This is a genomic window from uncultured Merdimmobilis sp., assembly GCF_902471145.1.
Classification (GTDB): domain Bacteria; phylum Bacillota; class Clostridia; order Oscillospirales; family Ruminococcaceae; genus Merdimmobilis; species Merdimmobilis hominis.
In genome coordinates, this window is record NZ_CABRJC010000023.1 from 1 (window position 1) to 25,025 (window position 25,025).

Consider the following 25,025-nt stretch of genomic DNA (forward strand, 5'->3'; position numbering starts at 1 on the left):
CTCTACACACAACTCGGAGATCAGCCCCGAAAGGAAGGAGCAGGTCTCCTCTTCGGTGATCAGCAAGGGGACTTCATATTTCGCTGCCGCGCGGAGCATCCCCGGATAGGGGGTTAATCCCCGGGCCACAATGACCACAGGGGGATGCTGGGCAAAAAAGGCGTCGCAGCGGGCGTTGATAATTTCCACATCGAACTGGTCCAGGTAGACAAATTCGCTTTTGCCCAAAAGCTGCACCCGCTCGTTGTCAAACACATCATAAAATCCGGCGAGCTGCAGCCCCGGGCGGTTGACATCTACGCTGGAAATGAAAATCTCCGACGGGTCCCGGGGAATGTAGGCGATTTGCAGGTTAAAATCCTTGATGATCTTCTCTAGGGAGACCTTATATACACCGCTCATAGTAACCCTCCGCACAGGAACCCCATATGGGGAATCCCTGCAATTTGAATTGTCTAGCCAAAGCCCCCCACAGGGTGGATTCCACCCCGGGTTAACGGGACGGCAAAGAGGAAACAGCTATAAAAATATTATACCTGAATCCACCCACAGTTTCAAACCCTATTTTCCTTTTTGAGCGCCCATTTCAGCGGCATCCCCTCCCCGGCAGACATTCTCCTTTTTGGCCCGCCTCCGCGGGAGAACCCGCTACCTTAGACTTTTCACAATCTGTGTTTGCCCAAATGTGACAAAAAGACGACAATCTCTTACATTTTTCTTTCAAGGCTGGAAAATCCGGCAAAATCCCTTTATCATTGTGTTTTTTCATGCTATACTCTAACTGGTTCAAAACAGGTCATAACACAATTACGAGGAGGAGTTTTCTTTGCGCATTGCTCTTTTCACCGAAACTTATCTCCCATATATAAACGGCGTGGTCACCCATGTCAAAATCTTGAAGGAAGGGCTGGAAAAACTGGGCCATGAAGTCCTTATTGTCACTGCGGATGCCAGCGCCCGTCGCCATTATGTAAAGGATGGGGTCCTCCACTGCCCTGGCGCCCGGATCAAGCGGTTTTACAATTACGGCGTCGCCCCGCCCATTAGCCACCGCCGCCTCCAGCTGATCGAGGCATTCCACCCGGATATTATCCACATCCACAATGAATTCGGCATCGGCCTCTCCGGCGTGATGGCCGCCAAGATGCTGAAAGTTCCACTGGTGTATACCTTACACACCATGTATGACGATTACCTGTACTATATCTCCCCCCGCCCCCTGTTGGGCGTCACCAAACGGTTGAGCCACCGGTATTTCAAATTCCTGGCTAAAAACGCTTCCGCCCTCACCGGCCCCTCTAAAAAATGCGAGGAGTATTTCCATGAGGTCGGTGTATACAAGCCGGTCACTGTGGTGCCCAACCCGGTGGAGTTGGACATGTTCATGCCGGAAAACATCAGCGAAGCAGACAAAACCGCCTTCCGCAAGCGGTACAATATTGACGATGATGTGATGATTGCGTGTTTCGTGGGCCGGCTGGGCCGGGAAAAAAGCGTGGATGTGCTGCTGGAATACTGGGCCAAGACTATGACCCCCCAGGACCGGATTCACCTCATTGTCATCGGCGACGGCCCCTGCAAAGAGGAATTGGAGGAACAGGCGAAGGAACTGGGCATCTCGGAGATGGTCACCTTCACCGGGGCGATCCAGCACGACGAGCTTCCCCCCTACCTCGCCTCCTGTGACATCTACATCACCGCATCCCTGTCGGACACTAACTCCATCTCCATGCTGGAGGGGATGGCCACCGGTCTGCCGGTGCTCCAGCGACTGGATCCCCTTAATGAGGACCAGGTCCGCAACGGGGTCAACGGTTATGTGTTCAACTCCCCGGAAGAGATGGCCGCCCGGCTGCGGTATGTCAAAAACATGAGCCCAGAGCAGCTTGCTATCCTCAAAAAGTCGGTTACCCACTCGGTGATGCACAGCGGCGCAGAGGACCTGGCCAACTACATGCTGACTATTTACCACAAACTGTATGAAAAAGCGTAGTTTTTGTTGTTCGTTGCCACAAAGGCCGCCGGATATTTGTCTGGCGGCCTTTGTGCTGCTAAAAAATTCATATGAAAATAAAAAAGAGACGCCCTAGGGCGTCTCTTTTTTATTTTGGAAAGCCAAAATTAGTCGCTGATGTAAGGCAGCAGAGCCAGATGACGGGCGCGCTTGATAGCCACAGTCAGCTGACGCTGGTGGCGGGCGCAGGTACCGGTCACTCTGCGGGGAACGATTTTTGCTCTCTCGCTCAAGTATCTTCTCAGGCGGGGAACATCTTTGTAGTCGATATTCTCAATGCGGTCAACGCAGAACTGGCATACTTTTTTTCTGCCCTTTCTGGGGCCACGTCTTTCGCTTCTTTCAGTTCTTTCCACGGTACAAACCTCCTTATGAAATGATGTAGTTACAAAACTAGAACGGCAGATCGTCGTCATCCTCGATCTCCTGGAAATCCCCTATCGAGCCGCTGGTGTAAGACACCCCAGGCTGTGTGGAAGGAGCCACAGGAGAAGGCGCCGGAGCGCCATAGGACGGCATCGCGCCAGATGCGGCATTTTTGCTCTCAACAAAGCTAACAGCGTCGGCTACCACTTCAAATGCGGTGCGCTTGTTGCCTTCTTTATCGGTGTAGCTGCGAGTTTGGATAGAGCCGTCAATGCCGATAGCATTCCCTTTTCGGAAATACTTGGCCACGAACTCAGCCTGTCCCCTCCAAGCCACGATGTTGATAAAGTCGGTCTGGCGCTCCCCGTTTTTGGAAGAGTAAGGCCGATTGATGGCGATGCTGAACGAGCAGACAGAAACGCCGTTGGGGGTCTGTTTCAGTTCGGGGTCAGCAGTCAGACGGCCGACCAAAATTGCTTTATTCAGCACAATTACACCACCTTACTATTTCGCAATGATCATGGAGCGAAGAACACCGTCGGTAATTTTGTAAATACGGTCGAGCTCTGCAGGGAAAGCGACACCGCTGGTGAAATCGATGAGCACATAATGGCCTTCGGTCTCGTCCTCGATCGGGTAAGCGAGTCTGCGTTTGCCCCATTCCTCGATGTTGTTGATTGTACCGTTGTCGCTGATCAGAGTTTTGAACTTTTCGGTCAGCGCAGCGATGCCCTCTTCACCAACCTTGGTGTTGAAGATCACAACTGTCTCATAGTTTCCGGTTGTTTTTGGCATTTTGACACCTCCTTTTGGACGTTAGGCCCGGCCGGCTGGTCCGGGCAAGGGATGCCGCGTCAGAATAACACGGCAACAGCAAAATTATAGCAGTCAGCAAGCCTTTTGTCAAGGTTTTTCACTAATCGCACAAAAATTCTTTTTAAAATTCAGCAGGTTGCGGGGCTATAGGGACTTTGAGAGCTCCAAAAGGTATTGGTGGAACTCCTCCCCAATTTCCGGATGTTTCAGGCCCACTTCTACAATAGCCTGGAGGACACCCAGCTTGTTGCCCATGTCGTACCGCTTACCGGAGTATTCCACCCCGATCATCCCCTCCCGCTGGGCCAGGACCCGCATAGCATCGGTCAGCTGGATCTCCCCGCCGGCGCCGGGCTTGGTATTCTCCAGCACCGAAAAGATGGCGGCGGGCAGCACGCAGCGCCCCAAGATAGCGTAGTTGGTGATGACCTCCTCCGGCTTGGGCTTCTCGATCATATCCCGAACCTGGAAAATCCCCTCCCGCAATTGGGTGGCGTCCAAAGAGCAATATTTGTGGATCAATTCCAGGGGCACCGGTTTGATTCCCACCGTCCCCAGGCCGAACTCCTCAAATGCGTCGCACAGCTCCCGGGTGGCAGGCTTCTCCTTGGGGATAATCACATCGTCCCCATAGAGGACGGCAAATGGTTCGTCTCCCACAAAGCTCTTGGCACAGTAAACCGCGTGGCCCAGGCCCTTGGTCTCCTTCTGGCGCAGGTATTGGATATTGCAAAGGTTGGCGATATCCACCACTTGGTTGTACAAGTCGGTTTTGCCTGAGGCCAACAGGCGGCTCTCCAGCTCTGGGGAACGGTCAAAATGGTCTTCCAGGGTGGTCTTCCCACGGCTGGTGATGATCAAAATATCCTCAATGCCGGACGCCACCGCCTCTTCCACAATATACTGGATGGCGGGCTTGTCTACAATGGGGAGCATCTCTTTGGGCACAGCCTTAGAGGCGGGCAGGACGCGGGTTCCCAACCCCGCTGCGGGAATGACTGCTTTTTTAATTTTCATAATTTCAAATTCCTCCGTCCCTTACAAGATAGAAATGATGTTGTTGGTGATGGCAAAGGAGATGGCGAAGTACAAAAAGATCATCCAGCACAGCACCAGGAGGACCATGGTCATATTGGTCCTTCCCCGGGTGGCGATGCCGGTGAGGCAGGCAGGGCTCCCCTCCCCAAACTCCTCCTTGGTCTTGCGGATCACCTTTTGGGCGTGGTTGAGGTAGAGCTTGTTGGCAAACATCCCCAGGGTTAGGGAAAGGGCCATCTGCCCAATGCGGATATACTGCTGGATGCTGCTCATCTGGATCATCAATTCCTCATTATAGGGGATCACCTGCCCGGTGATTGACTGGAGGAAGAGTTTCATGTATTCATTGGTGAATACCACGCTGGGGATCATGGTGACCATCGAAACCAGCATCAGAACCCCGCCGACCAAATACATCTTGCGGTAAAAAAAGTAGAAAAAGTTGAGGAAAAAAGCAGACCAGTTCCAGGAAAAAGAGGATTTTCGCTGGTGGATCGCCTGGAACCGGGGCAGGAAGAACTGGGCGTTGGGCCCGACAAACATCGCTAGTTCCTCCATAGTCGCATCGCCAATGGTGGCATTTTTGTGGATGGGCCCCACCCCGGGGATGTAATAGCTCCCCCCAGGGGATGGCTGCTCCTGCCGGGGCGGCAGGTCCAGCCGTTGCCCGCAGTTGATGCAGAAGGGCTCATCTGCCGGAGTCTGTGCGCCACAGGTATTGCAGATCACCAGGGCGGGGTTGTCCCCCTGCTTGCCCTTGGGTGGCTGCCAGGCCTCGCCCAGGGCGTGGCGCTCTTCCAACGCACAGTGACCCAGCTTTTCATAACACTCCCGATGATGAGGCGCGCCGCAAACCGGGCAGACGACGATGTCATCCCCCTCCTCAAACAGCCGCCCGCAGGCCGCACAGGGAATGCCGGTATATTTTCCCAATAGGATCACTCCTTAACACTCATATAAAATAGGGGGCATCCTCCCAATTGGGACGAAATTCTCCCCGCTATTTAATCTATTATATAGTATCCGCCCCAAAAAACCAAGAGCAGATTTGTAAATAAACCGTTTTCTCAGAGAATCCACGGGGATGGTACTTTACAATGGGCGGTGTTCTCATCTATAATAAATTAGATACACCCGTGGAAACACGAAGAAGGAAGGATATCATGCTACAAAACGATTATGTCCTGCTGCTGGATGAACTGCGGCTTAAACTGCTGGACGTCAAGCCGCAGATAGATGACCTGGCCGACGCCATCGGCCTGAATCCCCTCAAGGAAGAGTTGTCCCAGCTGGAGGGGCAGACAGCCCAGGAGGGGTTCTGGAACGACCTTGCCGGCACCCAAAAGATTCTGCAGCGGATCAGCCGGATCAAGGATGAAATCTCCTCTTACCAAAAATTGGCCTCCGCCTACGAAGACGTGATGACCTTGGTGGAGCTGGGGATGGATTCCCCGGAGGAATCCGAGGCCACCTTTGAGGAGGCCAAACTGGAATACAACGCCCTGATGGACGAGCTGGAGACCAAAAAACTGGCCACCCTTCTCAAAGGGGAGTACGACGGCAACAACGCCATCCTGGCCTTCCACGCAGGGGCCGGCGGCTTGGAGGCCCAGGACTGGGCCCAGATGCTCTACCGGATGTACACCCGCTGGGCGGAGCGCCACGGCTACAAATGCAAGGTGCTGGATTACCTCAGCGGCGAGGAAGGCGGGGTCAAAAGCGCCTCCATCCTCATTGAGGGGGAAAACGCCTACGGATTTTTGAAATCTGAGGCCGGGGTCCACCGTCTGGTGCGGATCTCCCCCTTTGATTCCTCCGGCCGGAGACACACCTCTTTCGCCTCCTTGGAGGTGATGCCGGAGATCACCGACGAGGACAACGAAATCGTCATCAACGACGCCGACCTGAAGATCGACACCTACCGCTCCGGCGGGGCGGGAGGCCAGCACGTCAACAAGACGGAATCGGCCATCCGCATTACCCATATTCCCACCGGGGTAGTTGTGGCCTGTCAGAACGAGCGCAGCCAGCACCAGAACCGGGAGGTCGCCATGAAAATGCTCAAATCCAAGCTGATTGAGATCAAGGAGCGGGCCCACCTGGAGCGGATCGAGGACATCAAGGGGGAGCAGAAAGACATTGGTTTCGGCAATCAGATCCGCTCGTATGTGTTCATGCCCTACACCCTGGTCAAAGACCACCGAACTGGTTTTGAGAGCGGCAACATCACCGCAGTGATGGACGGGGACATCGACGGCTTTATCAATGCCTACTTAAAGGCGGAGAGCCTGGGCCATCTGCTGGAAAACGAATAAGATCAGGGCTTTGGGAATGTGGAGCGCGGGATCGTGTGTAATTCCCGTTTCGCCGCCAAAGGGAACCCTCTTCCAATACAACGCCAAAAGCCCCGCAGCTATGCTGCGGGGCTTTTTCATTTATTCCGATTGGGAAGCAGCGGAAGAGCTTCCCTCCACACGGGTGCCCTCCGTGTCCTCCGCCTCTTCCACCTTTTTGGTGTAGAGGAAAACCACATCTTGGCTTTTATCCAAAGGCTCGCCGGGCAGGATGCTGGTTTTGGAAACCAGGCCGGGCTCCAGGGAATCGTCCACCACTTCCAGCACCTGGTACCGGATCCCCTGCTGGGAGAGCACCTTGGTGGCAAAGCTCAGCTTGCTTCCCACAATGTCCGGCATATCCACCACCTGAGGACCTTCGCTCACCGTCAGGATAATCACCCCACGGTGGATCATCTTTGCCCCCTCGGGGGTGGACTGTTCCACCACAACCCCTGCGGGATATGAAGAATCATACCGGCTGGTAGTGCGCAGTTCAAACCGGGATTGGTACTCTGCATTGGTCATGACCGCTTCTATGTACTGTCCCACAAATTTGGGGACTGTGGTATCCGCCTGGGAGGAGGATACCTCCGGCTGGGAGGGCTCGCCGCCAAAGTGAAACAATTCTGGGAACATCCCCCGGGCCACGGCGATGAGGGCCACCACCAGAATCGCTACAAGAGCAGCCATCAGCCCCAACATGGTCTTTTTCCCCACCCGGGGAGCAGGCTTAGACGGTTCTGGCTCCGCAACCTCTTTGATCCTTTCGCTGTCAAACACTGCGGTGTTGGTGTTCTCCGACTCCAGCAAGGCAGCGGTCAGCTCCTCCACCGTCTCCATCCGGAAATCAGGGCTGAGCATCATAGCGGCGCTGATGGCGTCGGATACGCTCTCCGGCACCCGGGCGTTGAGGTCGCTGGCTGGGGCCAAATTGTCTTTTGCCATCCGGGAAGGAGCCTCCGGCGGCATGGTCCCAGTGAGCATTTTGTATAGCACTGCCGCCAGGGCATATACATCGGTAAAGGTGCCAGGCCAGCCGTTTTCCTCATACTGTTCCGGGGCCGAGTAACCGGGGCAGAGGTCCGGGACAAGCTCCCCCTTCATCCGGGCGGCCGCAATGGCCAAGCCCCAGAGCCAGGGCCGGCCCTGGTCGTCCAGGAGGATGTTGTCCGGACAGATCCCCCGGTGGAGATAGCCTTTTTTGTGCAGGTCGGAGACCGTCCGGCACAAGGGCATAAAGATCTTTTTGGCATCTGGCCAGGTCAATTCCCCGCCGTTTTGTCTTAAGTACTCGGTCAGGGTCACCGTTTTAAGCAACCGGTACACCCCATATACCGTTTTATGGGCAGAAATCAGGTCGATCAGCGGGACCAGCATCTCCCCCCCGCCCATTTTCTGGAGCCCTTTGCACAGGTCTTCAAAATCGGATTTTAACGATTTGAAGGGCATTTCACAGCCTGGCTTGGGCTCAATGCTGCCATCCGCTTGGTTGCGGGTACACAAACCCTGGGGCATGTATTCTTTGATCCAGACCCGGATGTTCTCCTGTTGGTCAAAACCAATATACACTGGGCCGTCGCAGCAGGCAGCACGCACAACGCCTACCAAATAGCGGTCGCACAAAACCTCCCCCGGGGCCAAGAAATCCAGCCGGTGGGGCGCGCCGCTGCGATAAGAACAATGGCTACAGCTGCCGTCCGGGTTCAGCGGAGACATACATCCCATGCAGAGTTTGTGTTGATTTGTTGCCATCTGGAATTCATCACGCTCCCAGCCGCGAGGATGGCGCGGCCTAAAATCTCATTCCATTATAATACCTGTTTTCAAGAAGAGATGCAAGTCCCCCCGGGGATTCCGTGGGCCTTTTGGCCTCTTTTGCAGAATTCCTTTCCCAAAAGCCCCCGCTTTTGGCTGGGTTCCCTGCTGCTTGCAGCGTGTTTCCAGGTGGGGGACACCTTTTTCCGCACAGGCGCCCCCTTTTTGAATGCGGCCGCATCCTGTTTCCGGTCAGGCAAGGCGCTGATCACACGCCTTGAGAACAAACTCCCCTCGGTGAGAAGGCCCGTCTGCCCTTGCTTTGGGAAACAAAAAAAGCCTCCGCCTTCTCATAAAGAAGACGAAAGCCCCAAACTTCCGCGGTACCACTTCCAGTTGCACAATTCTGTGCCGCTCTGCCATGTCTTGCCCTAGGCGCAACATGTTTCCCCTTTAACGGTGGGATTCCGTCCGAGCCTACTTTTGTATTCGGTCGACCGCTCAGGGGCCAGTTCAAGCCGTCTTCCCGCTGCCGCCTTTCAGCCAGTGGCGGCTCTCTGTGAGCGTTCCGAAGCCCTACTACTCCCCATCCTAGCGTTTGATTGGATGAAGTTGTTCTTTTTTCAGGATACCAGCAAACGGCTGGCTTGTCAAGGGCCAGCCTATGAAAAAGGAGGAATGGCCGTTTCCGTAGGATTTAAAAAGATATTATTTTGACGAATTTTATCTAATTATGTCAATAAAACAAGACAAATTACTAGACAATGCCATGTAAAATTGTCCCCTTTTTTACGATGATTTTATGGGGGATTCCCATCCCAACCGCATTACTTGGATCAGAAAGGACAACCGTGGATGAAGACAACTCAACAACTGCTCTACCAAATTGGCTGCCAGGCCACTAAGATCGGTTTTAAACATTTGCATCTCGCTCTGGATTTATCCCTCTCCATGGATACTTTCCCGTACCGTGGCCTAACCACCTGTCTTTACCCAGAGGTAGCCAAACAATGCAAAACCACATCTTCCGCTATCAGCCGCTCCATCGCCCGCACTACCGAAGATCTGTGGCAGCATGGGAATCGGGCCCTTTTGGAGGAGATCGCAGGGCGCAAACTGCCTCAGAAGCCCCAACCCTCGGAACTTCTCTACTATTTGGATGCCTATTGCCGGGAGCGGATCAAGAGCTAACCGCTCCGCCCTCTGTAGTCAGAGGGGAACCATCCTTTTTTCATTTTTTTGCAAAAAATGCAGAAAAATAGTTGACAAGCCCATAGCGGTCTGTTATAATTTATTTCGTCGTCACGGGGGCGTAGCTCACTTGGGAGAGCGCTTGAATGGCATTCAAGAGGTAGTCGGTTCGATCCCGATCGTCTCCACCATATTGATAAGACCTGAATCTTTTGCCAAAGGGCGATGGATTCGGGTTTTTTGTTATCTGCCGAAGGAGGAAGAATCTCATGAAAACAACCTGGTTCCGTTGGTTTCTCCCCGTGTACCCTCTCTTTTTATCCCTGCTTCTCCCCTTGGCGGATTCCATGCTGGCCAAACAGCTGCAGCGCCACACATATACTGGCCTCACCGCAGTCCTTCTGCTTGGCTATCTCCTCTATGCCCTGCTGTTCGGGTTTTTCATTCTGGCTTTCTCCTTACATCGGGAAGAGACCCCACGCCTGTGGGCGGCAGTAGGGCTTGGAGAGCTGCTTTTCTTTGCAGCGGTGCCCTTTGTCCCGCCGCTGTACCGCCTGCTGCGCCAACTCTCCCCTGCATTATTTGGCGCCTATTTTGGGAGCGTTACCACCCATCTTTACCGGTTTCTGCCCAATATCATGCTGTATGCAGTGCTTCTGTATCCACGCCGAAACCTGCCAAATAACAACTAATGCATCGGGGCCTGTATGGCCCCTTTTTTATCGGGTTCCGAAGATCTTGCGTCTCTGGGCGGAGTCCCCCTTCTATATGCCGAATTTGTTCTGCACAAATTTTTCGCCCAATGGGTTTGATAAAATGGCAAAATAGTAGTAAACTTAGTTTAGAGAATTTTTACTGGTTCAATCCCCTGGATTGGAAAGGCTGGTGACAAATATGCCTTCGTTTATCACCCATCATTTATTTGGCAAGGATCTGGCTATTTTATTGGAGGGCCGGTCTGCAGAGCTGATCAAACAGCATCCCATCCCCTACCACTGGGGGCTGCAAGGGCCGGATATTTTCTTTTTCCATCGGATTTTTTCCGGGAGGAAGAGTTCCCTCCCCCAATATGGCACCATATTGCACACCCAGAAAACCGACCAGCTGTTCCAGGTCATGGCCCAGGAGATTTCCGCTTACTCCGGCAGGTTGGAATTTGACGAGCTCCTAGCCTATTACATCGGGTTTATCGGCCACTACTGCCTGGATTGTTCCGCCCACCCCTATGTCTACAGCAAACAGGTAGAACTACAGAAGCGGCTCTCCCCCAAACATTGGCGCGGCCTCCACCACCGGATTGAAAGCGACATCGATTCCTCCCTCTACCGGCTGAAGGAACACCGGCCGGTTAACACCTTCCCGGTAAAGCGAAACTACCGGATCGATGACCGGTTTGCCCTCTCTCTCGCCATTGTGTACCACAAGGTTCTGAGCTCCCTATATGGGCTGAACATCAAGCCGGAGGAGCTGCGGCGCTCCCTGGGCGATGCAGTTCGCGCTTTCACCATTGAAGTGGAACCCACCGGGTTCCTCTTCCGTTCGGTGACCCGCGCAGCGGAAAAGGTCTCCGGTCAAGGGGAACTGCTGTCCGCCTTCCTGAAAAAGCCTGGCGCCTCCTTCTCCATCCTAAACCGTGAGCACCACGGGTGGTCTTCCGCCGACAAGCCAGAACTGCGGCGTTTTGACAGCTTCCTAGACCTTTACTACTCAGCCCTGTTTGAGGCCAAGCGGATGACTTTGGCCGCTGTCAAGGCGGTCACCCAGGGCAGGGAGTTTGTTCCGAAGGGCCTTATCTCTTTTGACGCTGGGTCCTTGCGGAAATAACGTTTTGTGAATTTAATATCATCTTGGAACTACTGTCCATCCCCTGGGATTTGTGTTAAAATGGTTGCAAAGCAGATGCCAGGGGATATTTTTTATGCCTTTCGTTGCAATCCTATAAGGAATGGCCAATGGGCGCACAAGAATGAGGCCCATTGCCGCTCTTTCCAGCGGCTTCCCCACAATGAGAGGAACCGGCCAAACAGCTGGATGCAACGACCCGCTGTGTTTATCAACTGTGTTTTATCCCCGCCGGTGGCCGCAATACATCTGGCTGAGCCCCACCGAAGGAGCTGGACAGATGAACTATGTAGGAGGAGACAAGTATGAAGGAACAACTCGACCAACAGACTTTTTTGGAACAATCCACCTCTCATCTCCAAGAGATGCTCAGCTCATTGGATCATTTGGGCAGCCTCTCCTTGGCGGAACTGCCCCGGGAATCCACTTTGGTCGCTGTAGTGGATTTAAACCGGGGCTTTGCCAAACAGGGGGCTCTGTACTCTCCCCGCACCGAGGAGCTCCTCCCCGGCGCGGCCGCCTTTGTGGACCGCTGCATCGCCGGGCGGTACTCCATCCTCCCCTACACCGACTGCCATACGGCGGATTCCCCAGAACTTGCCAGCTATCCGCCCCACTGCCTCATGGGCACAGAAGAACCCCTGCTGGCCCCGGAACTCTCCCGGCTGGAGGCAATGGCCCGGCCCAAAAACTCCACCAACGCCTATCTGGCTGATCCGGAGCCCTTCCAGGCCCCCCAGGTCACCCATGTGGTGATTTTGGGCTGCTGTACCGACATCTGCATCTACCAGCTGGCGGTCACCCTGACCGCCTATTACAACCAGCACAACCGCAAAGTGGAGGTGATTGTCCCGGTGGACCTGGTGGATACCTACGATGGCCCCGGCCATCCTGCGGACCTGTGCAACCTGATGGCCCTCTACAGCATGCGGCAGAATGGAGTAACCCTCGTCCGCACCATCGACTAACCAAAACTAAAAAGGAGATTGGGTGTTATGACACGCATTGTGGATCTGAAACGGAATTTAAGCCTTCTCACCGATTTTTATGAGCTGACTATGTCCAACGGCTATTTTCTAAATGGAATGCGGGATCGGGTCGCTGTCTTTGATATGTTTTTCCGCACTGTGCCGGACAACGGCGGCTTTGCCATCTTCGCTGGCCTAGAACAGCTGGTGGAATACCTGGAAAACCTTTCTTTCAGTGAGGAGGATATCGAATACCTACGGGAGCAGGGGCAGTTCTCCAACGCCTTTCTGGAGTATCTGGCCAACTTTGAATTCGCCTGCGACATCTGGGCCCCCAAAGAGGGTACCCCCATCTTCCCCGGCGAACCGGTGGTAGTGGTCAAAGGCCCGTTGATCCAAACCCAGCTGGTGGAAACCATGGTCCTTTTGACCATCAACCACCAATCCCTTATCGCCACCAAAACCAACCGGATGATCCGGGCAGCCGGCGGCCGGGCAATTTTTGAATTCGGTTCTCGCCGCGCTCAAGGGTATGATGCTGCGGTGCTGGGCGCCCGGGCCTCTTACATTGGCGGATGTGCCGCCACCGCCTGTGTGCTGGCCGGCAGGCGGTATGGCATCCCGGTGGTGGGAACGATGGCCCACAGCTGGGTCCAATCCTTTGACAGCGAATACGAAGCCTTTAAAAGCTATGCAGAACTCTATCCAGACAGTTGCACCCTATTGGTTGACACATACAATGTGATCAAATCTGGTGTTCCCAACGCCATCCGGGTATTTAATGAGGTACTCCTTCCCAAAGGCTTCCGCCCCAAAGGAATCCGCATCGACAGCGGCGATATTGCCTACCTCTCCAAACGGGCCCGCGCCATGTTGGATGAAGCCGGTTTCGCTGATGTAAAGATCACCGCTTCCAATTCCTTAGATGAATACCTGATCCGCGATCTGATTTTACAGGGCGCTAAAGTGGATCTGTTCGGCGTAGGCGAAAATTTAATCACCAGCAAATCCGCTCCTGTTTTCGGCGGTGTTTACAAACTGGCTGCGGTCCAGGAGCAGGAAGGCGGGGAGTTCATTCCCAAAATTAAAGTGAGCGAAAGTGTAGAGAAAATTACCACCCCTGGATTCAAACGGCTGTATCGGTTATATGACAAAGAAAACGGCAAGGCACTCGCCGATTATATCACCCTCTATGATGAAACAGTAGACGACAGTAAGCCGTTGACTATCTTTGACCAGCATGCCCCTTGGAAGAAACAGACCCTAGAGAATTATGTCTCCCGCCCCTTACTGGAGCCGATCTTCTCCAAAGGCAAACTTGTATATACCCTCCCCTCGTTGGATGAGGTGAAAGCCTACTGTACAGAGCAGGTCAACACCCTGTGGGATGAGGTGACCCGGTTTGAAAACCCCCATACGTACTATGTGGACCTTTCGCAGAAACTGTGGGATATGAAATACAATCTGCTGGAGGAGATTTCCCTTTAAATAGAATAAAGGTTTATCTTATAGGATTCACACAAATGCAGACTGGAGCTGTTCGTAGAACAGCTCCAGTCTGCATTTGGTTTATAGTAGTTTTCAATTATGTTTTTCCTTATAATGTTTTAGCTAAACAGAAATCGCTTTCATAAATTTGTTTCAGCCTTCAAACTGATTTTTCTCCGGCACAATTTCAAAGCACCCCTGTGCTTTGCAGGAAGAATCCATGCAGTCCATTGGTTGCGGGCAATTCCTTTTTTCCGGCATTTTAACTGGAACAATTCTCTTTTTAGAAGGGCAATATCGGTCTGCCATACCCCTGCGGTTTTCCATCTGTAAATCCCCCTTTCTTTCCCTATTAGCATTTACAGAGAAAGGGCAGCTATTCCAAACGGGAATCTTCTATAGTGAATAAATATTGGAATATTTGTCCATCCTTCCAACATACATATTCCATGGAAAGGTGGTCGTCACATTGGAAAAACTGGCGGAACGCTTGCAAAGCTGCTTAAAAAGGAAGAAAAACACACCTCCATCTCCCGACCCCTTATTGTTGGAGATCCGGGAGCTGGTCTCACAGATGGACGCGGTGCGAAGCTTGTTTGATCTGACCAGCGACCCCAATCTGGTGGAGGGCCTCATCCATGAAATGAACGCCCTTAACAGTCGGTATAGCTACCTTATGCTGCAAGCAAGGGAGAAAAATTTGGTCTGTGTGTATCAGCCAGATGATCTGTTTCAAGAAAGGGTGTATGGAAAATTGGGGTAGATAAAATTATTTATGTAATCTTAGGCTGTTGTGCCTTGTTTATGCTGAGCCTTTATCTAAAAAGCGGGCGATTTTGGCGATGTCTATTTTTCTCTGCCGGGACAGGAATTGCAGGGCTTCTGGCAGTAATGGCAATCGGTGCTTTCACCACCCCACTGCTGGGCATGAGCCCGTTTTCTTTGGCAGTGTCAACTGTATTTGGTTTGCCAGGCGTCGTTGGTTTGTTGATGCTCAATTTGATTTGGATGATTTAAAGCACAATATATGGTATCGAGGAGTATGTAGCTACATACTCCTCTTTTTTGTAGGCAACCCAAACAAATTTAGACCATTTGTCGTTTATTGTCCAATGTCTCAAATAAATTTTATTATTCGATCACGATAGAAATTTTTTGACAAAATTTTGTTACTTTTTTGACTCAAACCATTTACAGATCGGTAAAATGGTTGTAAACTATATGGAGGCGATCCTACCAGCAATCGAGTGATACTTACAACTTTGAGGAGGCTTCTTATGCAACTTTCTACGTTACTATTAATACTCACAACTTGGATTCAATTCTTACTCGGAACTTTAATTTGTTGCAATATCTTACGAGTAGAAATTTCTATTAAAAAAATTGTCTGTGGGACATTACTTACTGTCATAATCAACGCTTTACCTATTTATAATACAAATTTTTCCATGGTACTTATATTTATTATAACAATTTCCACTTATTTCCTTATTTGTAAAATCTTATTTAAATTACCTTTTTCAAAATGCCTTAGTTTTTTAACAGGCTACTTACTCTACTCAGCTACAATCGAGTGTGTAATGATAATTGTCAACATAGTAATTTCAGGGAGCCAAAATTTTTTCTTCAGTCACATTCGTGAAAATACTTACCTAAATATTTTGAGATTTCTATCACTGTTGCCATGCTTTCTAATATATGCTGTCTCGAATTTTGTGGTGAAAAAACGCGAAATTTCCTATGCTAACAAGGAATCATTTACAATTATAGTATTAAATTTCTTTTTTCTGATCGCATTTATTTATCCAAATATTATTTATTTTGAACATTTTGAAATTAAAATTAACAATTTTATCCTTCTATACGACTTAGTTCTCGCTCTATGTTTTGTTATATACAGCATATATAATTCTATAAATTCCTATGAATTGGGGAAGAAGGCGGTGATCTCTGCCAATCAAAAATTGTATACAGAAACTCTGGAGAACTCTCTTGACCAGATCAAAGGTTTCCGCCATGAGATGAATAATATAATATCGACCATTGCCGGTTTTGTGGAGCTAGAGCGTCTAGACCTTCTCCGACCATATATCGGCGACCTCCAGCAGCGTCTCACTGCTCAGTCATCCACCAACGTTCTAAATCTCAATCTGCGGGAAGTACCTATCCTCTACGGGCTACTTATTGGAAAGATCAATTACGCTACAAACATGGGAGTTCGATTTGAAATCGCCATTGTAACCAAGGAAGAAATTGTATTCCCCAATGAGGTCTTATACGACCTAGCCTACATCATGGGCGTCTGGCTGGACAACGCCATCGAAGCTGCCGCGGCCAGTGAGCTCAAACAGGTAAATCTTCTTGTCCGGGATGACAGCGACTGCTACAACATCGTTGTGCGCAATTCTTTCGAGGGAGAGGTAGATCTGAAAAAGATCAAACGCAAGAATTACTCCACCAAATCCAACCACATGGGAATTGGACTGCACCAGGTGGAGGAAAAAGTCCAGGCACAAAGCAAGTATTTCTCCTCCTCTACAACCATCAACGAGTGTTCCTTTATCCAGCATCTCCAAGTAAAAAAGTAGGGGCTAACGCCCCTACTTTTTTACTTTTCTTCTTTTTTGTCTTTCATCAGCTGCTTTGGCAGCTTAGGCTGATAAATAATTAACGGTGCACAAGCCACATTTATCGAAGCTTCAGCAACTTTCTCAGCAGTTACCTTCAGGGTTTTAGCGAACAATTTCATGGGGGTTCAACACTCCTTTCCTTAACTTTCTTCTACATAACGCTGGCAGCCGTATAGCTTATATGCGATAGGCGTGACCATAAAACACGCGACTGTAGATGAAAGCATCAATACGTTGGCCCGGGTAGGATACCCTTGAGACATCCAGTAAGCACAACCAAAGGAGATCCACATACAAAAAAGTCCTACCACCTTGCAGCGCAGCCGAAGCCTACTGCCAAAGATGGGCTTTTCCTGAGTGTCTCCAGGTGCATACAGAAGCAGCACAATCGTATTACAGGCAATTCCTGCCCAAAAGAAAGGGGTCAAAAATCCTTTTGCCCAAATCGAAATGCCAATGGAGGCAAACATAAACATGACATATGTGGAAAGGCATATGCTCCGTGTAGAAGCATGCGCTCCGTTTGCGTTTCCCCGTACTGTCGTATATGCCAACACAGAAAAAAGCATTAAATCTGCCACACCTAAAAATGCTGCCACCGTAAAGAGCGCAATAAACGCCAAAATCTCTTGGAAGATCAGCTCCAGCCCATAAGCTAGAACCTCCTCATCCGAATCCTCGAAATTATTGGCCAGATATTGCGCAACACTTTGTGAGAGTTTGGCAATCATCAATTAATCCAACTTTCTAATATAATTGGCCAATGTAGCGATGAACACAGTATTGGAGATATTGCGTTTGCTGAGCATTGCGCTAAAAATCTCCTGGTAGAGAGGTGTATTGGTTTTGCGCACCGTTTGAATGCCATACCGCAACCCTCGCTCCACACTGGGAGTGGAAACACCATACTTCTTTGCAATATCCGGATACAATACCTTGGTCACCAAATTGACGTTCGACCCATCGATGGTACAAGCAATCAGCGCATCCCTCATATAGGAGTGGAATTTGCTTCCTGGTGCCATCCCAATATCCATAAGAACATCCTCCACCCGCTGCTCCAATTTATTGGTGTATTGGATGGTGATCTTCTGGCTGGATTGATCCGGCATCAGCCCACGCATAGCGATAAGCAGGTCCAAGTTGGACAATATGGTGTTGACTCCCACTGGCTTTAAGCTGTAGTAATCAATCTCCAAATTTTGCAGGATCCGCACGATGGGATCTGTGGCAATACCCGACAGGATATAAATGATGGGTCGATAATTCTGCATCTGCCGGATGCTGTTGACCAGATAACAACCATCGGTTTTGGGCATCAAGATATCACTAATGACAATATCTGGGCGTTCCTTTTTGATGATCTGAAAGGCGGAATCCCCATCCTCGGCGATGCCCACCAATTCATATCTGTCTTTTTTCGACACTGCTAGTTCAAACAATTGAGTCCACTCTGTGTCATCGTCTGCTAAAACAATCCGAAATTTTTTCATAACCTTCCCCATCCAAAAGTATTTCGTCCTTTATCCCCACCCGAAGCTGTCAATCTGAATTCGGGTGGCCATTCCTTCTTGGAAGCAATTGGGGGACGCAACATTATATATCAATCATTATACCAGACTTGGGCAAGGGTTTCGACCGGATCGCCTAGATTTTGCTGCCCTTTATCATTATAATACAACATTTTCCCCGAAAAGCACAGAAAAACGATTCGTAAAAAATCGACATAAATTCGACAAAATGTTCCATTTCTGCCAAAATATGCGGTTATGTGCCAAAAGAAAAGGCGGGCGCCAAGGCGTCCGCCGATGCGGCTCATTCTATGTAATTACCGCATCTCCTCCATGCCCGGGAGGCCAAAACTCACCGAAAGAGCTTGGTTAATCCGGCTCATCGACTGGTCGTCCAGCCGGCCCATCCGTTCTTTAAGCCTGCGCTTGTCAATGGTGCGGATCTGCTCCAGCAGCACCACCGAATCCCGGGACAGGCCGCAGTGGGCGGAATCCAGTTCGATATGGGTGGGCAGTTTGGATTTTTCCTTCTGGCTGGTGATGGCTGCTGCGATCACCGTAGGGCTGAATTTGTTGCCAACGTCGTTTTGAACAATCAATACAGGACGAACGCCGCCTTGTTCCGATCCCACAACCGGGCTCAGGTCGGCATAATAAATTTCTCCTCGTTTGACAGTCACGTTCTATCACGCTCCGCCTTAATAAGTTTATCGTTGCAACTGTATTGTTGCCGAATTCTTTTCAGGTTAAACAGTGTGGTGGCATTTTCCAACCGCACCTACCCTATCTTATTAAGGGAGCTGTTATTTTGACAAAGGAAAAACCCCCGCCCCAGTGGCAGGGGTTTGTATTTTGCTCCGCCATGGCACAGACGGCCCATAAAAACCGGTTTTCCGACCGAGCAAAAGCCCTGGCTGAAAAAATCGCTTTTTCTTTTTGCTTGGGGAGAGGCCGCCTCAGGTTACAGGGGACAAAAATTGATAAACTCCATCTCCAATTCGCTGGCGGGGATGGAGAGCTTCAAAAAGTTGCCGCTTTTCGGGTCCAGTTTCAGCAGGAACTCCCCTGCTTCAATAAGGCCGCTGACCTCCACCGAGCTCTCCTTGAGCTCTACATGGACGCCCTGAGGTTCCGTAGCGGAATTGACTGCCGACACCACCATCTTTGCCACCGCTCCACCCGGGAGGTTGGAGGGGTCCAAATCAAAACTGATGCCGTTGTAATCCACCGTCAATTTATCCTTGGCAAAGGCAAAGCTCATCCCATTGAGGCTGGAGGGGCTGGTGAAGGAGACAGTACAGCTGCGCGGCTCCTCCGAGACGATACGAGCCGTGGCCTTGATGTCCTTGTAACTGATGTTGGCCGTCGTCTCAAAGGGGCTAGTCATCCGGCTTTCCACCTGGCTTTGGTCCACAGTGCCGCCTCCTCCTCCAGTTTTATCACAACCGGCAAAACCCAGGCAGCAGAGCATCGCCAAGGCCAGAGAGATCCATCGTTTTTTCATGCGGGCGCTCCCATCCGCTTCGCCAAATTTATGCCGGAACAGCCGGCGAAGCGGAAACTGCCCCTCTTACAATTGGTGTTCCACGAAGATGCGGCAAAGGTCTTCTAAAATATCACTGGGCTGCATGGCGTATTGGGAGAGGCGCTTGGCGCAGGCGTCTGCCGCCATCCCGTGGAGATAAACCCCCAGCACTGCGGCCAATTCCGGCTTGATGCCTTGGGCCGCAAAGCCGGCGATCATGCCCGCCAGCACATCCCCGCTGCCGCCTTTGGCTAAGCCGGCATTTCCAGTGGTGTTGTAGAATACGTTGCCGTCGGGACAGGCCACTAAGGTGTTGTGCCCTTTGAGGACCAATGTCACCCCATGTTCCTGGGCAAAAGCGCGGGCAATGGAAAGGCGGTCCCTCTCCACATCCTCAATCTCCTTGCCCACCAGCCGTGCCATCTCCCCCGGATGTGGGGTGAGGATGACGGCGTCCCGTTTTTCACTCAGTATATTTATATTCTTGGCAACGGCGTTTATACCATCCGCATCGATGACCAAGGGACAATTTGCCCGGCGGATGAGGGCGGAAACCACCTGCTCAGTGTCTTCGTCGCATCCCAAACCACACCCCACCAGTGCGGCGGTGGAGCGTTTCATCCGTTTTAATATGGCGCCGATGGCCTCGGCCGGTACCCGGCCGCAGCTGTTTTCCACCAAAGGCAGATAGGTGCACTCAATGAGGCGGGAGGCGGCGATATGGCAAACCGTCTGGGTGGATGCCAGCTGAATCAGCCCCACGCCGCAGCGCATGGCCCCCATGGCGGAGAGGACTGCCGCACCCACAAAGTTTTCGCTTCCGCAGACGCTGAGCAGCCGCCCATAGCTCCCCTTGTGGCTCTCCGGCTCCCGCTGGGGCAGAAGGGCAAAAACCATCTCCTCATCGGGGATATGGAAGTGGGATTTCACCCCATCTGCCGCCTCTTGAGGGATGCCGATGGCGCAGAGTTCCACATACCCGCAATTCCCCTTGCCGGGGGCGAGGATGTGGCAGGGCTTCAGATGGTCGAAGGCGATGGTGAAATCCGCCTGGACCGCCCCTTCCGCCGCCTTGGCGGCGTCGCAGTCCACCCCGCTGGGCACATCCAGGGAAAAGACTGCCGCGATGGCATTGTTCATCAGGGCGCAGGCCTTTTGGTGGAGTTCATCCAGCTCCCCGTGGAAGCCGGTTCCATAGACCCCGTCTACAATGATGTCCACCACATCCATCAGGCCGGCGATCTGGTCAAAGGATTCCTCCAGCCGCAGCACGCTGATGCCCATCATCTTTACCATGTCAAACATGCTTTTGGCATCCTCGGTGCGGGGCTCCCCATCGGTGAGGACCACCGCCACATTTGCGCCGTCCTCGTACAGCTTGCGGGCCACTACAAACCCGTCTCCCCCGTTGTTACCCCGTCCGCAGAAGAGGATACAGTTTTTATCCTCGGGGTCGATGGTCTTTTTCAGGAAGGCAGCGGCAGCGGCGCCGGCGTTCTCCATCAGCCGCTCTCCGGACATGCCCAGCTCCCCCGCTTTTTGTTCGATTTCCTTCATCTCGCTTGCGGTTACAATTTCCATCCCTGTTGCTCCTTTTCCCTATCACTGTATGCGACCACAACGGCGGCGGCATGCTGCCGGGTGTGGGTTAAGCTGACCGAGAAGGCCAGGCCGCTACTCTGGGCAAACTCTCCCGCCGCACCCGAGAGGTGCAGCTCCGGTTTGCCGCTCCCATCGTGCAAAAGCTCAATTTCCACAAGGCGTATCCCCCGGAAGCCCGTTCCCATAGCCTTGGCACAGGCCTCTTTGGCGGCAAAAACCGCGGCGGCCGACTGGGCGCGATTGGGCCTGGCCCCGATCTCCTCCCGCTCCCGGGGAGAAAAAACCCGCTGCCAAAACCGAGGGGAGGCGAGGCTCTTTTCCATACGCGCCACTTCCACCAGGTCAATACCGGTTTCCACACGCATTAGAGTAAATTCCTCCCCTTGATGAACACTTCGTTGACCACCTGGCGGGGCAGGCTGACCCGCATCCCCTCCAAAAGCTTGGCATCGGGGGTGAAGACCACCATCTGCCCCTCTTGGGTGACGAAGTACCAGGCCCCCTCCTGGGGATCAGCGCAGTAAAAAAGGGGCTTTCTATCCCCTTCCAAACCGGGCTGATACCGCCCCATGGCGGCGATGTCTTTGCAGTCCACCGTCAGCAGGTGTTTGCAGCTGCGGTGGGCGCTGATCCGGTCCACATCCATCTCTGACCCGGTGAGGATATACTCAAATTCCAGGTTGAGGGCGGTCCAAAAATAATAGATGCAGTACAAAAGCCCTGCGCACACTACCGCGCCAATGACGGTAAAATATAGGTTGAAGGAGGCCATGATGTAGCTAGGTGCACCCAAAACCAACATTCCCACCACTACTGCCCCACGCAGGAGTGCATCCTTTTTGGTTGGCTTTTTGGCCACCAACGTCTCGACAAATACTTCTTGCATGGCAAAATCCTCCTTCTAATTGCACAATAGTATAGCATAAAAACCCGGTCTTTTCAACAATTTATCCCTTGCAACCCACCGGCAACTGTGCTATGATAAGACTATTCTTAATACTTTTACACGCGTTGACTGAGAGAGTACGCCCACGTTTCCTTCCCTCCAGAGAGATCCGCCCCGGCTGCAAGCGGATCGGTTGGCAGGTGGGCCGAAGTTCACTCACGAGCGGCCCTGCCGAACCAGGAGTAAGCAGGGACGGGTGCCCGCCGTTACAAGGGACGCAGAGTGTTTGCTCATGTGGCAAAAAATTGGGTGGTACCGCGGAAGAATGGCCTTTCGTCCCTTTGTGGACGGAGGGCTTTTTTATTTCCCCCGCCCCATGGAAAGCCAGTCATTTTCCCATATTAATCAAGAGGTGAAACAAATGAAAGCAGCTTTGGAAGCGATTCGAGAAAAAGCACGCAAAGAGCTATCTGAGATTGCCGACACCAAGGCGCTGGACGCCCTGCGGGTCCAGTACCTGGGCAAAAAAGGCGAGCTGACTGCCATCTTAAAGCAGATGGGCAGCCTCTCCGCCGAGGAACGCCCGGTGATCGGCCAGCTGGCCAATGAAGTCCGCGCCCAGATTGAGCAGGATTTGGAGGACAAGCTCGCCTCCCTGAAAACCGCCATGCTCAACCGCCGGTTGGAGGAGGAGAAACTGGACGTTACCATCCCCGGCAAACGGCAGGCGATGGGCAGCCAGCACCCCCTCTCCATCGTCCTGGACGAGCTCAAGGAGATCTTCCTGGGCATGGGGTTCAGCGTGGTCAAAGGGCCCGAGGTGGAGCTGGATTACTACAACTTTGAAGCCCTGAACCTCCCCAAAAACCATCCCGCCCGGGATACCCAAGACACCTTCTACATCAACGAAAACATCCTGCTGCGGACCCAAACCTCCCCGGTGCAGATCCGCACCATGGAACAGCAGAAGCCCCCCATCCGCATTATCGCCCCCGGCCGGGTCTACCGCTCCGACGCGGTGGATGCCACCCACTCCCCCCTCTTCCATCAGATCGAGGGCCTTGTGGTGGACAAAGGCATCACCATGGCCGATCTGAAAGGCACCCTGGAGACCTTTGTCAAAGCCCTGTACGGCGAGGATTCGGTGGTCCGGTTCCGGCCCCATCACTTCCCCTTTACCGAGCCCTCCGCCGAGATGGACGTCATGTGCTTCAACTGCCAGGGCAAGGGCTGCCGCCTGTGCAAAGGCGAGGGCTGGATCGAGATCCTGGGCTGCGGCATGGTCCATCCCAAGGTGCTGCAAAACTGCGGCATCGACCCGGAGGTCTACAGCGGCTTTGCCTTTGGCATGGGCCTGGAGCGCATCGTCATGCGGCGGTACAACATCGACGACCTGCGCCTATTCTACGAAAACGACCTGAGATTCTTAAACCAGTTTTAATTCGAGGAGGCATAAACAATGAACTTATCCCAAAAATGGCTGCTTGATTATGTGGATGTTTCAGAGGTGGAGCCCCACGAATTCGCCGAGGCCATGACTATGTCCGGTTCCAAGGTGGAGGGCTACTGCCGTGAGGGCGCCGACATCACCGGTGTGGTGGTCGGCGAGATCCTTTCGGTGGTGAAACACCCCAACGCCGATTCCCTGGTCATCTGCCAGGTCAACATCGGCGAGGCCGAGCCGGTGCAGATTGTCACCGGCGCCACCAACGTCTTTGCCGGCGCTTATGTGCCGGTGGCCACCAACGGCTCTCACCTGCCCGGCGACAAAGTCATCAAAAAAGGCAAGCTGCGGGGCGAGGTCAGCAACGGCATGCTCTGCTCCCTGTCGGAGCTGGGCCTGACCGTCCACGATTTCCCCTATGCCATTGAAGACGGCATCTTCATCCTGGGGGACGACTGCGAAAAAACCCCTGGCATGGATATCCACGAGGCCATCGGCCTTGACGACCTGTGCACCGAGTTTGAGATCACCTCCAACCGCCCCGACTGCCTGTCGGTCACCGGCCTGGCCCGGGAAGCGGCGGTCACCTTCCAAAAAGAGCTCCATCTCCCCGAGCCCAAGGTGGAGAAGGAGACCGGCGACATCCGGGAACACCTGTCCATTGAGGTGCAGAACCCAGAGCTCTGCCCCCGGTACATCGGCCGGATGGTCAAAAATGTCAAGATTGGGCCCTCCCCCCGCTGGATGCGGGAACGGCTTCGTGCCTGTGGTGTCCGCCCCATCAACAACATCGTGGACATCACCAACTATGTGATGCTGGAATACGGCCAGCCCATGCACGCCTTCGACTTCAAATATGTCAAAGGCGGCAAAATCATCGTCCGGACCGCCCGGGAGGATGAGACTTCCTTCATGACCTTGGACGGGGTGACCCGCACCCTCTCCCCGGAGATGCTGACCATCTGCGACGCCGAGGGTCCCACCGCTGTGGCCGGCGTCATGGGCGGCGAGTTCAGCTCCATTATGGAGGACACCGACACCATCCTCTTTGAATCCGCCTGCTTCAACGGCCCCTCGGTCCGGCTGACTGCCAAAAAGCTGGGGATGCGCACCGAAGCTTCCGGCCGGTATGAAAAGGGCTTGGACCCCGCCACCTGCCTGCCTGCCGTCCAGCGGGCCTGCCAGCTGGTGGAACTGCTGGGCGCCGGCGAAGTGGTCGGCGGCATGATCGACGTGGACAACAGCCCCAAAGAGAAGATCGTCCTCCCCTTGGAAGCCGACTGGATCAACCGGTTCCTGGGCATTAACCTTCCCGCTGAGGAGATGAAAACCCTCCTCTCCCGCCTGGGCTTCGGCATCGAAGGCGATCAGGTAGTGGTTCCCTCCTACCGGGCCGACGTGCGTTGCAAAGCCGATGTGGCCGAGGAGATCGCCCGGATCTACGGTTACAACAACATCCCCACCACCTCCCTGCGGGGCTCCTGCGAAGGCAAGCTGACCCCTCGCCAGAAGATGGAACGCCGGGTCAACAACATTATGTTGGCCCAGGGGTACAGCGAGATTATGACCTATTCCTTCATCAGCCCCAAATACTACGACAAGATCGGCCTGCC

Annotated in this window: 27 protein-coding genes, 1 tRNA gene, 1 pseudogene and 2 other annotated features; of the genes and pseudogenes, 13 read left to right on the plus strand and 16 right to left on the minus strand. The window is 52.8% G+C overall.

From position 1 onward, the window contains the following. Positions 1 to 402: pseudogene (locus tag RDQ42_RS09215) on the minus strand (HPr kinase/phosphorylase); the annotation flags it as partial. A 424-nt stretch (positions 403 to 826) separates the two neighbouring features. Between RDQ42_RS09215 and RDQ42_RS09220 the strand changes: the two are divergent. Continuing rightward, positions 827 to 1,993, plus strand: a complete 1,167-nt coding sequence (locus RDQ42_RS09220) for a glycosyltransferase (protein WP_071427101.1) — start codon at positions 827 to 829, stop codon at positions 1,991 to 1,993. Between the two features lie 128 nt (positions 1,994 to 2,121). Here the strand turns inward: RDQ42_RS09220 and rpsR are convergent, their stop codons facing one another. The 5 genes from rpsR to RDQ42_RS09245 all read right to left on the minus strand — a co-directional run bounded on the left by rpsR (position 2,122) and on the right by RDQ42_RS09245 (position 5,167). After that, positions 2,122 to 2,370 carry a 30S ribosomal protein S18 gene (gene rpsR, locus RDQ42_RS09225; protein WP_074026288.1) on the minus strand — a complete coding sequence of 83 codons (249 nt, stop codon included), beginning with the start codon at positions 2,368 to 2,370 and terminating at the stop codon, positions 2,122 to 2,124. Between the two features lie 37 nt (positions 2,371 to 2,407). Then, positions 2,408 to 2,869, minus strand: a complete 462-nt coding sequence (locus tag RDQ42_RS09230) for a single-stranded DNA-binding protein (protein ID WP_071427103.1) — start codon at positions 2,867 to 2,869, stop codon at positions 2,408 to 2,410. A gap of 15 nt (positions 2,870 to 2,884) precedes the next feature. Continuing rightward, on the minus strand, positions 2,885 to 3,175 hold the full coding sequence (gene rpsF, locus RDQ42_RS09235; protein ID WP_054331163.1) for a 30S ribosomal protein S6: 291 nt from the start codon (positions 3,173 to 3,175) through the stop codon (positions 2,885 to 2,887). Between the two features lie 165 nt (positions 3,176 to 3,340). After that, positions 3,341 to 4,213 (minus strand): UTP--glucose-1-phosphate uridylyltransferase GalU, encoded by an 873-nt coding sequence (gene galU / locus RDQ42_RS09240; protein WP_231358401.1) that lies wholly within the window; start codon positions 4,211 to 4,213, stop codon positions 3,341 to 3,343. A gap of 21 nt (positions 4,214 to 4,234) precedes the next feature. Beyond that, positions 4,235 to 5,167 carry an RING finger protein gene (locus RDQ42_RS09245; RefSeq protein WP_308588576.1) on the minus strand — a complete coding sequence of 311 codons (933 nt, stop codon included), beginning with the start codon at positions 5,165 to 5,167 and terminating at the stop codon, positions 4,235 to 4,237. A gap of 230 nt (positions 5,168 to 5,397) precedes the next feature. Between RDQ42_RS09245 and prfB the strand changes: the two genes are divergently transcribed. Continuing rightward, positions 5,398 to 6,549, plus strand: a complete 1,152-nt coding sequence (prfB, locus tag RDQ42_RS09250; protein WP_054331160.1) for a peptide chain release factor 2 — start codon at positions 5,398 to 5,400, stop codon at positions 6,547 to 6,549. A gap of 120 nt (positions 6,550 to 6,669) precedes the next feature. Here the strand turns inward: prfB and RDQ42_RS09255 are convergent, their stop codons facing one another. Beyond that, positions 6,670 to 8,286 (minus strand): PASTA domain-containing protein, encoded by a 1,617-nt coding sequence (locus tag RDQ42_RS09255; protein WP_231358403.1) that lies wholly within the window; start codon positions 8,284 to 8,286, stop codon positions 6,670 to 6,672. A gap of 393 nt (positions 8,287 to 8,679) precedes the next feature. After that, positions 8,680 to 8,927: a binding site (T-box leader), on the minus strand. A 253-nt stretch (positions 8,928 to 9,180) separates the two neighbouring features. Here RDQ42_RS09255 and RDQ42_RS09260 point away from each other — a divergent pair. The 6 genes from RDQ42_RS09260 (at position 9,181) to RDQ42_RS09285 (ending at position 13,814) form a co-directional block, all read left to right on the plus strand. Continuing rightward, the gene (locus tag RDQ42_RS09260; RefSeq protein WP_054331157.1) at positions 9,181 to 9,516 is read left to right on the plus strand and encodes a sporulation initiation factor Spo0A C-terminal domain-containing protein; all 336 of its coding nucleotides are present in this window, start codon (positions 9,181 to 9,183) and stop codon (positions 9,514 to 9,516) included. A 115-nt stretch (positions 9,517 to 9,631) separates the two neighbouring features. Then, positions 9,632 to 9,707 (plus strand) — tRNA-Ala (locus RDQ42_RS09265). 78 nt (positions 9,708 to 9,785) lie between these two features. Continuing rightward, positions 9,786 to 10,208 carry a hypothetical protein gene (locus RDQ42_RS09270; RefSeq protein ID WP_054331156.1) on the plus strand — a complete coding sequence of 141 codons (423 nt, stop codon included), beginning with the start codon at positions 9,786 to 9,788 and terminating at the stop codon, positions 10,206 to 10,208. A gap of 202 nt (positions 10,209 to 10,410) precedes the next feature. After that, on the plus strand, positions 10,411 to 11,340 hold the full coding sequence (locus RDQ42_RS09275) for a zinc dependent phospholipase C family protein (RefSeq protein WP_071427105.1): 930 nt from the start codon (positions 10,411 to 10,413) through the stop codon (positions 11,338 to 11,340). A 323-nt stretch (positions 11,341 to 11,663) separates the two neighbouring features. Then, positions 11,664 to 12,326 carry a cysteine hydrolase family protein gene (locus tag RDQ42_RS09280; RefSeq protein WP_231358405.1) on the plus strand — a complete coding sequence of 221 codons (663 nt, stop codon included), beginning with the start codon at positions 11,664 to 11,666 and terminating at the stop codon, positions 12,324 to 12,326. Positions 12,327 to 12,353: 27 nt separating this feature from the next. Further along, positions 12,354 to 13,814: a nicotinate phosphoribosyltransferase gene (locus tag RDQ42_RS09285; RefSeq protein WP_231358406.1), complete on the plus strand. Its 1,461-nt coding sequence runs from the start codon at positions 12,354 to 12,356 to the stop codon at positions 13,812 to 13,814. 153 nt (positions 13,815 to 13,967) lie between these two features. On the opposite strand, the gene RDQ42_RS09290 is transcribed toward RDQ42_RS09285, so the two are convergent. After that, a complete protein-coding gene (locus RDQ42_RS09290) occupies positions 13,968 to 14,141 on the minus strand; it encodes a hypothetical protein (RefSeq protein WP_153801620.1) in 174 nt (57 codons plus the stop codon). 142 nt (positions 14,142 to 14,283) lie between these two features. Between RDQ42_RS09290 and RDQ42_RS09295 the strand changes: the two genes are divergently transcribed. From RDQ42_RS09295 to RDQ42_RS09305, 3 genes are all read left to right on the plus strand, one after another. Continuing rightward, on the plus strand, positions 14,284 to 14,577 hold the full coding sequence (locus RDQ42_RS09295; protein WP_143117114.1) for a DUF2508 family protein: 294 nt from the start codon (positions 14,284 to 14,286) through the stop codon (positions 14,575 to 14,577). 35 nt (positions 14,578 to 14,612) lie between these two features. Next, positions 14,613 to 14,831: a pro-sigmaK processing inhibitor BofA family protein gene (locus tag RDQ42_RS09300; protein WP_074026289.1), complete on the plus strand. Its 219-nt coding sequence runs from the start codon at positions 14,613 to 14,615 to the stop codon at positions 14,829 to 14,831. A gap of 1,004 nt (positions 14,832 to 15,835) precedes the next feature. After that, complete coding sequence (locus RDQ42_RS09305; RefSeq protein ID WP_204211272.1) at positions 15,836 to 16,402, plus strand: sensor histidine kinase; 567 nt, start codon at positions 15,836 to 15,838, stop codon at positions 16,400 to 16,402. A 20-nt stretch (positions 16,403 to 16,422) separates the two neighbouring features. Here RDQ42_RS09305 and RDQ42_RS09310 read toward each other — a convergent pair whose 3' ends face one another. The 8 genes from RDQ42_RS09310 to RDQ42_RS09345 form a co-directional block, all read right to left on the minus strand. Beyond that, entirely contained in the window at positions 16,423 to 16,563 is a 141-nt protein-coding gene (locus RDQ42_RS09310; protein WP_082398523.1) for a cyclic lactone autoinducer peptide, read from the minus strand. A 21-nt stretch (positions 16,564 to 16,584) separates the two neighbouring features. Beyond that, positions 16,585 to 17,175, minus strand: a complete 591-nt coding sequence (locus RDQ42_RS09315; protein ID WP_231358407.1) for an accessory gene regulator ArgB-like protein — start codon at positions 17,173 to 17,175, stop codon at positions 16,585 to 16,587. A gap of 3 nt (positions 17,176 to 17,178) precedes the next feature. Next, positions 17,179 to 17,937, minus strand: a complete 759-nt coding sequence (locus RDQ42_RS09320; protein ID WP_054331149.1) for a sporulation initiation factor Spo0A C-terminal domain-containing protein — start codon at positions 17,935 to 17,937, stop codon at positions 17,179 to 17,181. 335 nt (positions 17,938 to 18,272) lie between these two features. Beyond that, the gene (locus tag RDQ42_RS09325) at positions 18,273 to 18,635 is read right to left on the minus strand and encodes a type II toxin-antitoxin system PemK/MazF family toxin (RefSeq protein ID WP_054331148.1); all 363 of its coding nucleotides are present in this window, start codon (positions 18,633 to 18,635) and stop codon (positions 18,273 to 18,275) included. Positions 18,636 to 18,916: 281 nt separating this feature from the next. Continuing rightward, positions 18,917 to 19,459, minus strand: coding sequence for a hypothetical protein (locus RDQ42_RS09330; protein WP_143117117.1), 543 nt, complete (start codon positions 19,457 to 19,459; stop codon positions 18,917 to 18,919). A 66-nt stretch (positions 19,460 to 19,525) separates the two neighbouring features. Further along, a complete protein-coding gene (locus RDQ42_RS09335; protein WP_074026290.1) occupies positions 19,526 to 21,061 on the minus strand; it encodes a bifunctional ADP-dependent NAD(P)H-hydrate dehydratase/NAD(P)H-hydrate epimerase in 1,536 nt (511 codons plus the stop codon). Continuing rightward, positions 21,049 to 21,447, minus strand: a complete 399-nt coding sequence (acpS, locus tag RDQ42_RS09340) for a holo-ACP synthase (protein ID WP_071427107.1) — start codon at positions 21,445 to 21,447, stop codon at positions 21,049 to 21,051. Before acpS ends, RDQ42_RS09335 begins: the two co-directional genes overlap by 13 nt. Further along, positions 21,447 to 21,968 carry a hypothetical protein gene (locus tag RDQ42_RS09345; RefSeq protein ID WP_231358409.1) on the minus strand — a complete coding sequence of 174 codons (522 nt, stop codon included), beginning with the start codon at positions 21,966 to 21,968 and terminating at the stop codon, positions 21,447 to 21,449. Before RDQ42_RS09345 ends, acpS begins: the two co-directional genes overlap by 1 nt. 116 nt (positions 21,969 to 22,084) lie before the next feature. Beyond that, positions 22,085 to 22,312: a binding site (T-box leader), on the plus strand. A 77-nt stretch (positions 22,313 to 22,389) separates the two neighbouring features. Here RDQ42_RS09345 and pheS point away from each other — a divergent pair. Then, entirely contained in the window at positions 22,390 to 23,409 is a 1,020-nt protein-coding gene (gene pheS, locus RDQ42_RS09350) for a phenylalanine--tRNA ligase subunit alpha (protein WP_071427108.1), read from the plus strand. A gap of 18 nt (positions 23,410 to 23,427) precedes the next feature. Further along, the coding region (pheT, locus tag RDQ42_RS09355; RefSeq protein WP_308588577.1) for a phenylalanine--tRNA ligase subunit beta at positions 23,428 to 25,025 on the plus strand (1,598 nt) is incomplete at its 3' end.